This is a genomic window from Prevotella corporis DSM 18810 = JCM 8529, assembly GCF_000430525.1.
Taxonomy (GTDB): domain Bacteria; phylum Bacteroidota; class Bacteroidia; order Bacteroidales; family Bacteroidaceae; genus Prevotella; species Prevotella corporis.
This window is the reverse complement of record NZ_AUME01000001.1, coordinates 134,014-151,214: the sequence shown is the minus strand read 5'-3', so window position 1 is coordinate 151,214 and position 17,201 is coordinate 134,014. Positions and strand designations below refer to the sequence as shown.

Sequence of the window (17,201 nt, the reverse complement as noted above, 5' to 3'; positions counted from 1 at the left end):
TCACAATTAGATGATGAAAATATGGCTTTGTTCGAGTCAACGGAAGGCGAACAAGAACGGGTCGGGAGCAATGGTATTAAACGGTTACTTCATGACCATTGTGTGACGACTGACTGGCAACGAATGTAAGATGTTTTTACCGTCTGATTGCAGAAAGACAGCCTTCCTACGGCAAAAGGTGAGCTTCGGCATGCCAAAAGATGAGGTATCGCAGCATGAAAGGTCACCTTTTGCGCACAAAAAAATATAGCACTGATTATCAAACCGTTATAAAACAAATGAAAGAACGTGGATTGTAAGGATTTTTCATTGCGCTGACCATTCACCAAAGGTTGCCAAAGGCTATGGCAAGCCATCTGCATGACTACGGTAGGACTATCGTGTAAGGCTCAATTTCAGACTGAGGCCGAAGTCGTGCGTGGTGGTGGGATAGCTGCTCGATGAGAGCAGCGGTGTGTTGACTTGCATATCGTAATAGAGACTGGCCGTAATTAGACGACTGAGGGTATAATCGCCCGTAAAAGAGAATTTGAATGCCGTGTTGCCGCTTGATGCCGCAGAAGCCAAAGTGGCGATATCGCGCGTGATGGCTGACTGGCGACGGTAGCTGACGTCGAGACGCAGGTTCAAAGCGCGATTGATGCCGCTGTTATTGCGGTTGGAGCTGTTGCTGCTATTGGTATTGGCGCGCTGTTGTTTCTCGTCGCCAGCCTTCTTTTTGCTCTTCACCAATCGGGTGTTGCGGCCTCCGAACAGGTTGAGATTGTTGATTCGGTAGCCCAAACCCAGCACCCAGTCCTTCGATGTCGCCTCGTTAATCTGCACACTCGTCATGGAGAGCGACAGCACACGTGTCTGACGGTATTCGAGACGTGCTGTCAAGTTGTTCAGCATCGTTACATCGATTCCTAACAACGGAGAGAATGCCTCGTTGATGCTCACCTGCGCTATATTGTACATCGAACTTGGTATGGGCACACCAGTGGTTGCATCGGCAATGAATCCGAGTCCGTTCATGTATTCCTGCCATGTGCTGTAGCTCTGGTACGATCCGATGGCGAAAATACTCTTGTAGGAATGGTTGATGTTGACACTCTTGAAAACATCCTGGAAGAAAGGCAGGCGCGACAGTCCGCTATAGCGTATCGTCCAGTTGGGAAGCATGCTCCGCAAGCCAGGGAATATTTTCAGACCGTTGCCGCCCATGCTGGTATAAGCATTGAGGAATGCGGGAATCATGACATCGGCACTGTACTTATCCACTGCCCCTATAGACGGGTCGAATACGCCACCGCCATACGAAGCCGGATAGGATGCACCGTGATAGCGCTCTTCCACACGACGGCGATAGACATCAAGCGAGCCGACGAACTTCTCAAAAGTCGCACTTCGGTAGCCGTTATTGGCATTTCCCTGACTCTCGAATGCTGTTCCCAATGAGATGGTGGTCATAGTGAGCATTCCACTCTGCGTGGTAGGGTTGCCCACATACATGTACTGTATGCTCTTGGAGGTGGTTTCCGTGCGACTCGCATTGAGATCGATTTTAAAGTCGCGCATCGGTTCGAGCGTAACGCGCAGCTGAAGGTCTTCTGTCTTGTTGGTTGTAGCTGGAGTGGCGATGCTGTCGTTTATCAGGAGCCAGTCGTTCTCTCGCGCCTTGTCGATATAACTGTCTCCGACAAGTCCGAAAGCGAAATCGAGTCCTGGCGAAAGCACTCCCTGCCCACGGGTCTGACCAAAGGCATCGCCAACGGTTGGCATGAAACCGGGCAGCGACATGGAGTATTGGTTACGGTAAGAGATGCTTGCATTGCGCACCATCATCAGTGCACGTGCAATACATTGTGCGGTCTTGTACCACCCTTTGTTATCGAGCGGGTCTTTTGGCGTAACAGTCAGCTTCAATCTGAGTGCGGAGTCTGTCTTGTTGTAAAGCTTCACCCTATTGCTGTCCATCTTCCGCCATTTCAGTTTTACGGAATGACCATCTGCATCCTTAAGCGAGAGGAGTATCCGCTTGGTCTTTTTTGAGTGCGAAACAATGATTGCCGTGTCAGCAGGAATAGTGACTTCCTTTTCAAAGCTCTTTGTGTTCTTTGGCAAATTTTTCTTGTTGTTGTCCTCTTTCGGCTCTTTGGCACCGTCAATATTGCGTATTCTGAGATTCTGTTCAAGCCGCTTCTTCAGTCTATTCTCCTTGCGCGAGAGCGATTTGTTGAATCGTTCATTGGTTTTTTTAAGGAATGGGATGTGATTGTAGAGCCGTTCGAAGTTCAACGATCCGTTGATGTTGAGTGTTCGGTTGGTGGTGATTGTATTTCCCAGCGACGTTCCGTCCTCCAAGTCGGTACCTCTTACCCACGTATAGGCTGAGGTATAGTTGGCATCGGCATTAATCCAATCGAAGATAGGTATCAGGTTGAGCGGCAACTGATAGGAAAGAGTAAAATTCTGCTGATAATCGAGCGGTGTTCCGAAGTGCTTGATGCTGGTCCATACAGAGTCTTTCCATGCCTGATACTGGTCGGCATAGAGATCTTTGTTGATGGGAGTGTAAGGCTCTTCTATCTCGGCATGCGTCGCACTCTGAAAATTCATGTGAAGATTGCGGGTGAGGTCCCAGCGGATGGAGAAATCACGGTTCCACAGGAATTGCTCATTGAACGTCAGAGGTAACATCGAATTTTCGGTCGCTTGCATGTCACGCTCCTGCAACTCGTAGTAGTTACGGGTTATTTCGGTGTTGAAGGCAATGTTTTGGGGCAGCCAGTTCAATTCAAAACGTTTGATAATGTCAAACCATTTCGACTTGCTCTTGATCAGACTCTTGAACGGCCCCCAGGCTTTGTAAACTGGTGTCCAGCTATAGTTCATCGCTCCGCGCCAGTTGTCTTCGTTCTCATAGACGGTAGTTTCGCCAGCGGTGTGAGAATGTGAGTGACTGTAGGAGAAAGAGAAGTTGGCTGGGTCGTAAGGCATCGGGTGACGCTTGGTCTGGATGCCCACTCGCACATTCGACAGTGAGAAGTTGGTGGTCGTTCGTTTCGTCACGGCAATCGATTCGATGGAATCGCGCTCGTGTTCATTAGCTGCGCCGTCGAGGGCGGCATCCAATTCCATGTCGGTATCGAGCGGATTGTACTTCGGACGGCTCTCGCTTTTCGTTACACTATAATAAAGAGGTGCGGAAACTCTGGCCTTGTCGGGGAAGAACTTGCCTAATTCGAGACTGGCCGTTACCGAAACATCGGTGTTCGTTTCCTGTTGGCGCTCGCTTACTCCTTGTTCCAAGCCACCAAAACCGTCGGTACTGTGGCTGGCATTCACATCCACCGTACCAAAGTCGGAGAGTTGGATATTCAGTTGTCCCTTTGCTGCCCATCCTCCTTCATTGTTGAACTCAAGCAAGCGCATCTCATTGAGCCAGACCTCACCGCTTTTCTCCGACCCTGACAGGTTGCGCACACCCACAATCATGGTCTTTATCTCGCCTAAGGTCGGGTTTCCCATCACACTCACTCGGTTGGAGGGGCGGCTTTCGTCATAAACCGAAAACTCACGGTTGTAACTTGCCGTGCCATTTCCTCGTCCCTCGTTGCGCTGACGCTTCACACTGGTGAACAGCGAGATTGGAATGTCGAGCATATTCTCCACTGGCCATACGGCCTCACAGCCCTGTCGGGAGTAAGTGTCATACCAACCAGCAGGCGTCAGCTTCAGAGGAATCTCATATTCATAGTAGTTGTTCTTGTAATCAGAGCCCAATCGCACGAAAACGGCCAACTGGTTGTCTGTAAGATTTGTCGTGTTTTGCTCCAAAGCATTGGCATGGACGAACAATTGCAAACGCTTGTACTGGCGAATGTCGAGCGTCGTATTCTTATAGACGGCCTTCGACTCCTTGTTGCCGAGGTTATGCACCGTGATCGCCAACGCCTGCTCGTTGCTTTGTACAAGTTGGGGCTGCGTCGGGTCTTGTTCGCGGGTGATACCAGGGGGCAGAACATAGTTGACAGGTGTCTTGTCGTTGTTCTCTTCTATACTCACAGCGCTCACAGCCATCGTTCCGGACGTAGATGCGGCATTTGTCAGGCTCTGTTGGTACTGCCGCCACTCGCCACGAACGAGGTCGAATGTACCAAAACGTAGCACAATAGGCTTTTCAAAGTCAGTCAAGAACATGCGCATGAACCGGATACTGGTGAAGTCGCTGATGCCTCCCACACGTTTCTGGTACTCCCGTACAGGAATTCGGAACTGATACCACGTTGCCTCCTCTGTCTTTCCGTTGCGCAACTTCACCGATGCCGTGCGCTTGTCAACGATGTAATTCTGTCCTACCACCATTTCTTCGGGGCGAATGCTCACCTTGTACTGGTAGTATTTCTCGTATTCGTTGAGCGTATAATCCTGATTGATGTCTTCAACGTCAGGCGTCGTCTTATAAGATGTGTCGTATCGCTCGTTGCGGGTATCGCTATCGGGAGAGTTTCCCTGAGGATTGTTTATTTTTTTGTAGCGCTGAAGAATAGAGGCCTGTGCCTGATCCCAGTCCGAACCACGATAATAGTGGTAGTCGTCATTGGCCGGGTCAGCCCAGATGGAGTCGAAAACAGCTTGGTTTGTATTTGCCCTCGCATAGGAAAGGAAATCCTGGTACGACTCAAACTGCTGTTCCTCGGCATCCGTCAGTCCGTTAAAGCCAACATCCTGTAAGGCACGGCTTCCTTTTGTCGTGGCAAAGGCATAAGTTACTGTAGCCTGTGTGGGAACCCTTCCCCACTGAGTGGTGGTCCAAGCTTGGCTACCATCGACTGGCATACCGCTCTCATAATACTTTTTACCATCATGGAGCACATCTTCCGACACCTCCCCGAGATTAATATAGAAATCACCACCATAGCGATTGGCATCAGCTTGCTGACGAGTATAGATGAATGGATCAAGCATCCAGAACTCAATGTACTCGATATTTGCCGTCTCGAAGTCATTTGTATCAAGTTTACGCATCATACCGCCCCACTTTTGTCGTGGATTTGGCAAATGGCCGTTGATGTCAAGTGTCGGATTAAAGTTGTAAGGACCACGTTCTTCTGGATAATACGCAAGGTTAAGAACCGACAAAGTTGAAGTGGAACCGTTGTAACTGCTCTGGTCGCGGTTAGGAAACAGCTCATGGACATAGACCTCTCGCACGTAATGATTGGACAACTGTTCCAAATCGCTCTTGATATGGCCTGGCGTCAGTGAGCTACTGCGACGCGTAAACAAAGGATCGATGTTGTACCAAGCCAGCAAACTGCGGTTGAAACCACTCCGAAGCGTTGTCTTGTCGGCTGATTCGGTGAAATCAGAAGGCACGCTTGATATAATCCAGTTAGTCGGTTGGCTGACGTCTATGGTGTTCTTGGTATTCTCAAAGTCATCAAGATACGACGCTCTGTCCTGGGTTCCGCTGCTCTGGCCAGCCAACAGCTGTGCAAACTCTGCCGAAAAGGAGATGTGTGAGGGCTGAGTGAGGTGCAAGAACGGAATTTTGTCAAGCATATTGGTGAGCCATTGGCTCTCTTTCTTCCAGTTCATGTTCAATCCCCAGATAGTATTGTTAACTGGTTCAGCCCCCATATTTACCTTCGTTGTCAAGGGTTGCTCAGACAAATGCATGAAAGTACCCCCTATCATGAAGTTCTTTGAGAAATCATATTGCCAGTTCAGCCCAAACATTGTCTTGCGTTCCTGTCCATAATCGCTCTGACTCTCAAGCGAGACGTTCACCGATGTTCCTGCGTCGATGATACTTTGGTTGAGGATTGTCACTTCACCAGCACTGTAATCGACACTGTAGTCCGAGCCTTCCGACAAGGTTACGCCACCCGCCGTTACCACAACCGAGCCTTGCGGCACATTGTACGCCCCCAGTGAGATAACATTAGCACTCGTTCCCCTGAACTGTCCCACGAGCAGATACTTGTCTTTCTCAGCAATCTGCTTAGCGATGGTTTTCGTTGAGTCGTACAATTCGGTAAAAGCATACTTCTGTGCAGTTGCTGCCGGTACTCCCTTCGATGTCAGATAATTGTATATGTATTGTCCAAAGGGCTCTGCTGCGGGAAAGAACACACGTCCGTTGGCAACCGTATAGCCATCCACATAATCGAAATATCCATTGGAATGAGCATTGTTGTTATTGTCCAGTCGGTCAGCTCCCAATGCCTTAATGAGCGTTTGGTCTTTGACTTGCTGTTCAGGGATGTATGATAGGTAAACACCAGCCGTGTCACTTTGGAACTTCACGTCAAGACGGAACTTGTCGCGCTCAACGGTTGATGCGAGATAATAGACGTTTTTCATCATCAAGTCCCAGTTAGCTTGCCGTGGATGATTGCTGGTGTTCTTCAACGACTTGACGAAAAGCACATCCGAGACATCCGTTCTGTCGCTCGCAAACTCGCCGACCTGATACGTCACGCCACCAAAGGTGTATTCATAGGCTATCGCCAGCACTTGATCGGTCTGCAATCCTGTGCGAAGGGAGACGTATCCGAGAGCATTGTTCACCGTATATTCCGAGCTATTGAGCAAACGTGCGCTTGAAAGTTTCTCATAATCGGTACCGCCCACCAGCCCCAAGGCGTCGAGAACGGTAGCCGACTTGTCGATATCGCGTGCCTCTGGATGATTCTGCGCAATGGTTGCATACTCACTGTTGGCACTATTGGCAGGAACTGGTCCGCCACCGTTGCCCCAAAGGTCGCTACGGCTCACGTTCATGTTTTCACCCAAGTCGCTCAAGGCAACGATATTACGCGTGTTGTTGGTTGTTCCAGTCTTGTTTGTCACCCAGATTTCCACGCGATTGATGGTAATACCAGTTGTCAGATTGGGCAAAGTCTTCATTGCCGCATCGTAACGGCTGCGGAATGCGTGCGAAAGGAAGAAGTGACGGTTCTCCTCGTAATCGGCAGCCGATATCTCAAAGGGTGTCAACTGTTTGCCACCCTTTGAACTTACGCTCTTGTTGGATGACTTCTTTTGCGAAATAACGGTCTGCAACTTCAACTTTCCGAATTGCATATCCGCGCGAATACCAAAGAGCGATGAGGCACCCTGAACCAATGAATTGTTAGAGGGGAACGAGACGTTGCCACCCTCTACGAGTTTGATAATCTCATCCTCCTTGCCCTCATAGCGCAGCTTGAAGTTCTGTGCATCGAAGTCGAACGTCGCATCAGTGTTGTAGTTCAGGTTCATGTTCACTTTGTCGCCCACCTTTCCATTGACGTTGAGATTGATCTTCTCATCGAAGTTCATTGTCGTAGTCTTTCGGTTACGGATGGGCAGCGACGGATTGTCGATATTCTTCAGCGTGGCGCCGAACTTCAGTTCAGCAGTTCCCTGTGTCTTGATTCTTACTCCTCCTGGCCCAAATATCTTTTCTGCAGGCCCCAGCGAGAAGTGCATGTCGGTGAAGTCGAACTTCTCCTTACCCTTGCGTTCGAGAATCTCCTTGTTCTTGATGCGGTAGTAGTCGGCAAAGCTTCGTTTCTCGCTCCATGCGCGATACTCCTCCGGTGTCATCATAATCGGGGCTGTGACATACGAGTCGCCAATCTTGTTTCCAATGACATACATGTCGAGTGTGTCGTTGTACTCCACAGTCTGCCGCATGTTCTCCGGTCGGTTCAGGTCGTACGAGCCTTGGTTGAGGTCGTCGTAGGTGACAGGTGTGGTGCGCTGCACTTTCCATCGTGGGTGCAACAGTGAGTCGGGGATGGTCTCATCCTCTATCTCCACTTGCTGAACGACGACAGAATCCTTCCTCGCCGTGTCGGATGGTGCCACCAACGTCCGCAAAAAACTTCCCAAAGGCCTATTAGCAGACACAGAATGTCCCCATGCCAACAAGCTCACGCCTGCCAACAAGAGGAAAAGTGAGAGTAGTATGATATGCCTTTGTTTCATTCCTACAGACGTTGAAGCCCGATGACGGTTTCTATTTAATTTGCTTCAACGCAAGTTTGACAACCTGTTCCACGGGCAACTCTGGTTGTTCGCTCAGTATTGCCACTACCACCTTGGCCGAAGGTGCAGGCGAGAAGCCCAGCATGGTCAATGCGCCGACGGCCTCATCCTTGACAGCGGAATTGACACTGGCGGCACTCGGCTGACTGCTGACGTGCAGTTCGTCGGCTATTCCACTCTGAACAATCTTGTCCTTCAGGTCAACGATGATTCGCTGGGCGGTACGCAGCCCTATGCCCTTTACCGTTTTCAGCATCTTCTCGTCGGCATTGGCTATCACGTTGCAGAGCTCGGCCGGAGTCAACGACGACAGAATCATGCGTGCCGTGTTTGCCCCCACTCCCGAAACGGTGATGAGCAGTCGGTAGAGTGAGCGTTCCTGCTTGGTAGCGAAGCCATAAAGCGTATAGTTGTCATCGCGTCCGCCCGTCATGATGGCCTCGTGGACATAGAGTTTGACACTTTTCATGCCCTGAACGGCACTATAAGTATTCAGCGAAATATTCAGCGCATACCCCACCCCATTGGCATCAACTACTGCCAATGCAGGCGTCAGGTCAGCTAATTCGCCCCTGATATATTCTATCATAGTAATCTTTCTTAAGCTCCTGTACTAACAGGATTATCGTATATATACATCTTAAAAACGACACGGGAGGATAAATATTGCACGGCCAGCAATTTTTATACAACTATTTTTTAATTAAAAAGTGTGTATTTTGTAATTGTTCTCATGATTTTGATTTAAATTTGCAGCGTATATTTAAGGTAACATTCTAAGAGTAAACGATTATGAGGAAAATAAGAGCAGCCGTAGTGGGTTACGGCAACATCGGTCACTATGCCGTGGAGGCCTTGGAGGCAGCCAAGGATTTTGAGATTGTAGGCATTGTTCGCCGTCAGGGTGACAAGGACAAACCACTGGAGTTGACTCCTTACGAGGTGGTTGACGACATAAAGAAACTGAAGGATGTGGATGTGGCCATTCTCGCCGCACCGACGCGCAGTTGTCCGGAGTACGCAGAGAAGATTGTAGCACTCGGTATCAACACCGTTGATTCATACGACATCCACACAGGCATACTCGACTATCGCACAAGGCAGACCGAAAACTGCAAGAAGGCCGGCAAGGTGAGCATCATTGCTGCGGGCTGGGATCCGGGTTCCGACTCAGTTGTGCGCGTTCTGTTGGAAAGTCTCGCACCAAAGGGTCTCTCCTACACCAACTTCGGTCCGGGAATGTCTATGGGACACTCTGTTTGCGTACGCAGCAAGAAAGGTGTCAGGAACGCACTGTCAGTAACCATCCCACTGGGAGAGAGTATCCATCGCCGTATGGTTTATGTCGAACTGGAGGATGGCGCGACAATTGAAGACGTAACGGCCGAAATCAAGGCTGATCCGTACTTTGCCAACGACGAGACCCACGTGTTTGCCGTGACAAGTGTTGACGATGTGCGCGACATGGGGCACGGGGTGAACCTCGTTCGCAAGGGCGTAAGCGGCAAGACACCCAACCAGCGTTTCGAGTTCAACATGAGTATCAACAACCCTGCACTGACTGCTCAGGTGCTGGTCAACTGCGCTCGCGCTTCCATGCGTCTGACTCCAGGCTGCTACACTATGCCTGAGATTCCGGTCATCGACTACTTGCCAGCTTCAAGGGAAGACGTGATTAAGACTTTGGTATAGAGTGCCTTAACGCAACCAATACGGCCGAAGGCTACTTGCTGGGAAAGCGGATGGGCTGGACGCCACAACAGATTGTGGTTGCAGTGCTCTATCAATATAGAACAAGGTGCGTTCCGAACAGGGGACGCATCTTTTTTGTTAGTAAAATCGGTCATCAGCTATCGTTCCTTCAACCCAAATGCGGTCAATAGATAATGATAAGAATCCTTTTCAAACGTATAATCGTTTTGATGAAAACGATTAATCCCAAATCGATTATTAGAAAATTTCGATTTCTTTTTGTAAGAAAAAAACTCTAATGAACGATTTGAGATAATAGCTCAGCTATCGCATTGCGAAAGGTCAGCTATCACATCACAAAAGGTCAGCTATCGGGCCGCAAAAGGTAACCTTTCGCATACCAAACTCTATAACACTGATTGTCAGATAGTTATAAAACACACAAATTTACAAAGGGAAACAGGAGAAAATCCGTCATAAACCCCTCTCAAATCAATCACTTTTCCCACCGTCGTATCACTTTGATAACAACGTTATTACGTTTACTTCAGGCCATGCTCCGAAACGGAAGGGAAGCGTTCCCCCTACACCAAGAGACACGTAGAGCATGCTCTCGCCCTCTACATACTTGCCACCCCACTCATTGTAGGCCCATTTGGCTGGCGAGAACTTGCCTATCTTCAACTGTCCGGCATGGGTGTGGCCCGAAAGGGTCAGCGCGATATCGGTCTTGTGCAGCACACCCCGCCGCCAATGGGTAGGGTCGTGGCTCAGAAGAATCTTGAACGTGCCGTCAACGAGGCCCTCCATGGCTTTCGAAAGATTCCCCATGTTCTTGAAAGGTGGGCTACCAATGTTCTCTACGCCAATGATTGAGATGGACTCACTCTTGTTGGCTCCCTCATCGCTGCGCACACGCACGATGTTGACATGCTCGTTCATCAGCATCCGCCACCCAATCTTCGCCTGAAGATACTCCAGCACACGTTGGTTGCGAGCCGCCTTCGACAGTTTGTTGGGTTTGGCAGACTTTTCCATCTTCTCACGGGTGGCATCCATGCCGTATTCACAATAATCATGGTTACCCATGATGCTATAAACACCATCGGGAGCGGTTATCTGCTGAAGGTCTGACATGAAGGGGCGCACCTCCTCGGCATGAATGTTCACCAAGTCGCCCGTAAACACTATCAAATCGACCCGCTGCTCGTTAATGACACGCACCAGCTTCTTGATAAAGGCAGGATTGTGCCTGAATGTTCCCAGATGAAGGTCGCTGAATTGCAAGACCTTGTAACCATCGAACGACTTTGGAAGCAACTTCGACACGCACGTTGAGCTACGTACCACAATCCGACGCCAGCCGAAGAAAAATCCATAGATGAGAGCTATCTGTATGGCAATGGGCAAAACGATGGCCAACTGCCACGAGACAAAGAACTGAAGGAGGACGAAAACGAGTTTGGGCAGCCCAAAACATAGCACCAAGGCAAACATAACCCTGATGAACGTGTTGTGATAAACTCCCCTGTTCACGAGTATGAACGACGCGACGGCCGCCACCGAAGGCATGAACCACAAGACATTGAGCCACCATGAGTCTTGCTGACGGATGTATTCCGTCCACAGATAGACATCGGGAGCGATGAGCAGCAACAAGAACAGTACGATTGGTAGAATCATCAGCAACTATTTTATTTCCACAAATATAATGATTTTTAATCGATTACGCATTATCAATTCGTGATTTTATCGTCCGAAGGAACAAAAAAATCCCTTGTCTGCTGACAGACAAGGGATTTTTTATTGTCATAAGGCTGAACTATCAGCAAACATTGGCTTCCACCCAAATCGCTCCTTAGAGCCTGAACTGATTCTATTTGATTGCCAGGCTGCTTGTTTGTCGTTCTATTAAAACCGTAGCGGGCTACGCCAAGAGAGAACGACAGGAAAGATGACGGCAAGCGAATGAAAGCTGCCCTGAAGCCATATCCTCATCACCCAAGGATGAAAGTGCGGGCTAATGGACGGTTGGGGTTCAATTATCCTCTTGGAACAATGGGTCGTCTGGCATCACCATGACAGGCTTCTGCTGCTCGATCTTAAGAATGTTCGCTGGAACGTACTTCTTATCAACAACAAGACGGAACGAATATTCGTTGAACCAGTCGTTGGTCATGATCAAATAGCCATTGTGCCCACTCGTTGGGCCCCAGCTGTTCTCCACTTTCCACTTCTTCGGGTTGCCGTTCTCATCAAGATCGACTGCCGTAAGGGTCATGGCATGGGTCGAACCACTGTCGAAAGTAGCAATGCGATCAGCCTTGTTCATTGGGAAAGTCGTGCCAAAGAGGGTGGCATAGTCATAGTTATTCAAGTCGAGATAGCCGCGTTTGCGGTCCAACTGCTTGCCCACATCGTAACTGGAGTACATCTTTGTGGAATCCTTCAATGATGCAATGGCCAATTTTGCGATATCTTCCATCGGAAGATTAACGTATTTCCAGTTCTGCCCATCATAGGTATGTCGGTCGTATTCCACCTCATAGGTCTTATAATACTCACGACGTGGGTCGTTCATAGCCATGATGAAAGTGCCGCTGAGCTTTCTGCCCACCACCTCATCGCGGAACGACTGCGGAGTATAGGTCTTGGGCTTGCCCACCTGTTTCCCGTCCTTGTCCTTGAAAGCATACTCGAAGGTTTTCACTGGCTCACCCAACGAGAGCACGAGGATGTTGTAGATATTGCCCAACATCTCTGTCTTGCGCGCCTTAATGGCAGATGCCGACTTCCTTCCAGCCACCATCTTGCGGAGCTCAAGGCCGTACTCACGCAGCTTTGATGAGACAATGCGCGCCATACGTGAGGTATTTTCAGCCGAATAGGTCTCAGGCATCACCTCCATGGGCACGAGTCCATACTTATCCACAAGGTCTGACACACCGCAGAATGTACCACCGTCACCGATTGGGTTCTTGAAGAAGAATTGAACGATGGGGTCTGTCATGGGCTTGCTTGCGTTGTCAATTACCCCTTGCAGCATTAAGTTCGACTTTTCGAGCTGGTCGTGGAAACTCAAATATACATGCGAGAACTCGACGCGGAGGCTATCTTTGTGCTTTCGTGCGAAATTGGAGCGCAATACGTTCAGACCGGAGAACAACCAGCAACGACCGGAGCTCTGTTGGTCGTGAATATTCTGTTTGGGAGTCTCAACATTGAAATGCGTATCGATAGCACCGGAATTGCGGAAATTCCTTGCCAAATTGTCGATAGAGTTGGTTGCGATTGCATTTGAGATAGCTCGTGAGGCTGAAAAATTGTGACTTGCGCTGATTTTCTGCATCATTTGCATATCAATCCCACCATCTTTGTTCTGTGCCTGCGTGGTGAGTGACAGTGCCATAAGTCCACAGGCTATCCACGTTTGTTTGTTCATAAGATTGTCTTTTTCGTTTTAGATTTATTATTTTATTATTGATTTCTATCATGTTGGGGCATTGGTCACAAACCACACGCTACCCCCTCGCCCGTTCTTTTGTCCAAAAGGGCAGCATGTTCGGGATGGCGCATCATGTAAGTATAGGCATAAGAGCAGATGGGACGTAACTTAAGGCCGTTTTCCCGCGCATAGTCTATCGTCGCATTCACCAGCATTTTTGCCACGCCTTTCCCCTCATGGCCATCGAAAGCACGTGTATGGGTTATTACAACCACACCATTGTCCAACAGAAAGTTGAGCTCGCCTACTTGCTCACTGCCTTCCTGCGCTATCACTTTGCCTTCTTTACCTTGTGTTGTCAGTGTTGTATTCATCGCTTTCATTCAGTTCGAACCGCTCTTTGTGTAGAGTTCGAGATATTAGGTTTAACTAACAGGATTCATTACTTTTGCAAAGATAAATAAAAAACTTCAAACTGCCAACTCTCTGATGAGGTAGTACGATTTAATTGACCACAAAAAAACGAAAAAGACTATTCCATCTTTTCCGTTACGTTGTATTTTTGATACTTCTTATCTACGATTATGATGAAAAAGGGCTGACTGACCCACTGCTGTTGCTTGCCTCTCTCAACTCTATAGCTCAATACCAATTGTCCGTCAGACCTGTTAAGATTGACAGGAGTTAGCCCAACGGCCCTGTTTGACTCAGGTAACACCTTCGTTATCACGAACTGGCGAGTGAAATCAATGGGAGTTGGCTCGCCGTTCTTGCCCATTACGGCTGCCAAACCAAAATAATGGTCAAATTCTGACTGAGATGTAATTTTCAGAGTGCTTGGCAATCTTGGATTAATGACAAAGTAATTGTGGGCTAATTCGTAGTCAACGGGAACAACTTTACCCACGTTGCACGAGCAGAAGATGACCACCGAGCTGACGAACAGCAATATTTTTCTCATCATTTTATTTGCCAAAGTTAATCCTCATGCCAACATTGATGCTGAAATTGAGCGGTTTGTCCTTGTAGAAGTTCATCACTCCGCTACCATTGTCTATGTAATAGCCCAGTCCCGGCTCTGCATAAACGCCCACTTGCTTCGTAAAATCATATTCTATACCTGCCGCGGCTTTCAGTGAGAATTGAGGTCTGCCTTCCTTAACTTTCTCTGAAATGGGAACGATAGGACCTCTTTTATTGATTGTCAATGTGAAAGGATAGGTAGTTGTCTTGCCTTTCACGAGCTTTTCGACCTCCCCTCCAGCGACAGCATACACATTTACATGGCGATTCCGCCAGATACTGTAGTTCAGACTCACAGGAAGTCCGACATAATGGAGAATCTGTTCACAGTCGTATTCATAGAAATCGCTGAAGCTTTGGCTTGTGGATGACAGCCGACTGTAGGTCAATCCCGTCTGGATGCTCCACTTTTCATTGATGATATAGCGGAACGACAGTCCCAACTTTATAGGTTGGCTGAATTTATGGGTCTCTTCTAAAGTCTCGCCCACTGACTTATATCTCAAATAACCTGATATTTCACGATAATTTGATTTATAATCAGGATTGAGTATGCCAGACGAGCGACCATTGCTGGAGACCACTCCAGAATAGAAAGCTCCCAGTTCAATCCTGGATTTGTTGTGAAACCCGCTGGAAGCGACCGACTGAACGCTATGTGATTCATCATACCAACGTTTGGGATGGTTGCCTGAAACGGAGGGCTTCTGTGGCTGACTGGAATCTGTTGCGGGAGAAGCCGCCATCGCAACGGTAGATTCTGGGGCATCCACAACATCTGTCTTCATCCTTGATTCATCAGTCTGCGCCAATGCCATCTCCTTTTTATATAGGTTGTTATTGACCGATTCTGCGATATTCTGTCCGACATCAACCAAGCGTTCAGAAACACCAGCAGTCAAAGAGGCCAGTTTTCCACTAACAATATTCAGCAAAGCGTTATCGTGTGGCAGAGCATGCGTAGCATCGATGACACCCGACTCCACACCGTCAACAGAGCTCTCGCCAACAGGAACATCGTTCGATTTGGAAGTTGTACGGGCCAGTTGCGCCGGTCTTCCTCCGTTTTCGTTCCACAAAAACGTACCAACTGCCACCGAAGCCACAATAACGACAACTGCAGCAACAGCCTTCAACCACATGGGCAGCACCAGACAGTGATCTTCGGCCGATGAAGGACAGATTCCCCTCTGCGCCATCTCTTTCTTGATGTCGCCCAATAGTCCCTCAGGTGCTTTCTTCCGATAGTCGCCCAATCGACTTTGCAAGTCTTTTTCCCATTGTTCCCTCATCGTTGTCTTGATTTATATTCCCTGATTTTTCTTGCCAATATGGCCTTTGCCTTATGATATTGCGATGCCGACGTATCTGGTTTGATGTCGAGCATCTCACCGATTTCCTTGTGGCTGCAACCATCAATCACATATAAGTTGAATACTGCCCTGCACCCTGGTGGTAGTTCGCGAATCATTTCCATAATGGTCTCCTCGCTAATGTCGGCCACAACAGGTGCCGAGTCTGGATAACCAGTCATGTCCGTATCAACAACCATCTCCTTAGCCGCAGCCTTTCTTCTTATCTGTTGTAACGATTCATTGATGACGAGTCTTGATATCCAGGCTTTCAACGAGCCTTTTCCCCGATACTCAAATGAGCCGACATTCTCAAATATCTTGATAAAGCTTTCCTGAAGGACATCCTTCACTGTGTTGCCATCCGAGATATAGCGCGAGCAAACCGCATTCAGATAATCGGCATACTCGGCATACAACACATCCATAGCCGAAGTTTCACCTCGCCTGAACATTCTTATGATTTGCCGTTCTCTGTCTATTTTCTCCAGTTGCATCCTCTTATCAGGAAAATTTACTTGTCGGGCGAGCTCGAAGTTTTCATCAAATGAGAAGCTGGATATCAACCAGCATAGAACCAACAGATGGATGTTGTACCTTAATTTATAACTTCGTTACTCGTTAAATACAAAAGTAATGAAAACCTTGCTATAAAAAAAAGAAAAAAACTATTAATCTAACTTTTTGCATTTTAAAAGCAAGGTTTTCATCTTTTGTGTATTTACGAAATGAAAACTTAATGAAAAAACTAATTATTAGCATTATGAACAAAGTGAAATTATTTACATTATCGATTTTCTGCATCTCGCTGTTTGGAATGGTTTCCTGCAATAACGACGATCCTGTGGACAAATACATGCCCCCCACTCCTGATGAGGTGAAAGCCGCTTTTGAAAGAGTAAAAGGCAACTACACGGGTAAACTCGTGTATGAAAAAGAGAATTTTACAAGAAAGTCCTCTCAGAACGACACAGTGGATATCAACTGTCAGATAACAAATGACAGCACATTCATTATCAAGAGTTTCCCAAGCAAGCTGCTTGCGCTCAACGTAAAAAACAAGACCTTGAAAGAAGCAATTTCCAAAGCCGACTCACAAGACATTACTTGTCGCATCCGTTTCTACAAAACCAATCCGATAGTGATGATTGTCAATCCACTAACCCCGACGTTCGATCTGACTTACAAGAATGCCAAACATCGTGTAATGACGCCGTTCTACATTAACAACGCTTACTCGTTTGCCCGTCAGGGAGAGAAGGAGCAGCTTTTCGTACAAATCGTCGAAGCAGTAATCGTTGTTGATGGAAAACAAATCGAAGAATTGCCAAGAGGCAATTTATTTAAATTCTTACTCAAACGATCATGACACTGCTCCAGAAATGTGCAGTAAATCATACATCGAAAAGAAACAAGTTTTTGTAACTTGCAAATGAAATCCTTTTAAATTTATTTCTGATATTAATGTCTGGGAAACGCTAATCTTTTAACAAATTAGTCAATACTTTCCAGACCGAAGGAGAACAAATCAGTGATGACAAGTTCTTACAAACGACTATACAGTCGGTTGAACTTCGTTAACGCAAGAAGAGCGTATCAGTGATGACACGCTCTTCTTTTTTTAAGGTTACTATTTCAACGCAACAACAATTCCCATGCGAGGA

General features: G+C 47.8%; 10 protein-coding genes. 2 read left to right on the top strand and 8 right to left on the bottom strand.

Features of this window, described 5'->3' with window-relative positions:
• Nucleotides 1–375: 375 nt before the first annotated feature.
• Nucleotides 376–7,965, bottom strand: coding sequence for a T9SS outer membrane translocon Sov/SprA (gene sov, locus H515_RS0100580; RefSeq protein ID WP_028901436.1), 7,590 nt, complete (start codon nt 7,963–7,965; stop codon nt 376–378).
• A gap of 31 nt (nt 7,966–7,996) precedes the next feature.
• Complete coding sequence (gene ruvA / locus H515_RS0100575; protein ID WP_028901435.1) at nt 7,997–8,614, bottom strand: Holliday junction branch migration protein RuvA; 618 nt, start codon at nt 8,612–8,614, stop codon at nt 7,997–7,999.
• 203 nt (nt 8,615–8,817) lie between these two features.
• Here ruvA and H515_RS0100570 point away from each other — a divergent pair, with 203 nt between their 5' ends.
• Nucleotides 8,818–9,717 carry a diaminopimelate dehydrogenase gene (locus H515_RS0100570; RefSeq protein ID WP_025875995.1) on the top strand — a complete coding sequence of 300 codons (900 nt, stop codon included), beginning with the start codon at nt 8,818–8,820 and terminating at the stop codon, nt 9,715–9,717.
• Nucleotides 9,718–10,233: 516 nt separating this feature from the next.
• Here H515_RS0100570 and H515_RS0100565 read toward each other — a convergent pair.
• From H515_RS0100565 to H515_RS0100540, 6 genes are all read right to left on the bottom strand, one after another.
• Nucleotides 10,234–11,400, bottom strand: a complete 1,167-nt coding sequence (locus H515_RS0100565) for a metallophosphoesterase (RefSeq protein ID WP_028901434.1) — start codon at nt 11,398–11,400, stop codon at nt 10,234–10,236.
• A 355-nt stretch (nt 11,401–11,755) separates the two neighbouring features.
• A complete protein-coding gene (locus tag H515_RS0100560) occupies nt 11,756–13,159 on the bottom strand; it encodes a C1 family peptidase (RefSeq protein ID WP_025875991.1) in 1,404 nt (467 codons plus the stop codon).
• 65 nt (nt 13,160–13,224) lie between these two features.
• Nucleotides 13,225–13,536: a GNAT family N-acetyltransferase gene (locus tag H515_RS0100555; protein WP_028901433.1), complete on the bottom strand. Its 312-nt coding sequence runs from the start codon at nt 13,534–13,536 to the stop codon at nt 13,225–13,227.
• 158 nt (nt 13,537–13,694) lie between these two features.
• Nucleotides 13,695–14,126: a hypothetical protein gene (locus tag H515_RS0100550; RefSeq protein WP_028901432.1), complete on the bottom strand. Its 432-nt coding sequence runs from the start codon at nt 14,124–14,126 to the stop codon at nt 13,695–13,697.
• A 1-nt stretch (nt 14,127) separates the two neighbouring features.
• Nucleotides 14,128–15,477 (bottom strand): outer membrane beta-barrel protein, encoded by a 1,350-nt coding sequence (locus H515_RS13675; protein ID WP_025875985.1) that lies wholly within the window; start codon nt 15,475–15,477, stop codon nt 14,128–14,130.
• A complete protein-coding gene (locus tag H515_RS0100540) occupies nt 15,474–16,034 on the bottom strand; it encodes an RNA polymerase sigma factor (RefSeq protein WP_025875983.1) in 561 nt (186 codons plus the stop codon). Before H515_RS0100540 ends, H515_RS13675 begins: the two co-directional genes overlap by 4 nt.
• 242 nt (nt 16,035–16,276) lie before the next feature.
• On the opposite strand from H515_RS0100540, the gene H515_RS0100535 reads away from it, so the two are divergent.
• Nucleotides 16,277–16,906 carry a DUF4840 domain-containing protein gene (locus tag H515_RS0100535; RefSeq protein ID WP_025875981.1) on the top strand — a complete coding sequence of 210 codons (630 nt, stop codon included), beginning with the start codon at nt 16,277–16,279 and terminating at the stop codon, nt 16,904–16,906.
• Nucleotides 16,907–17,201 lie beyond the last annotated feature (295 nt).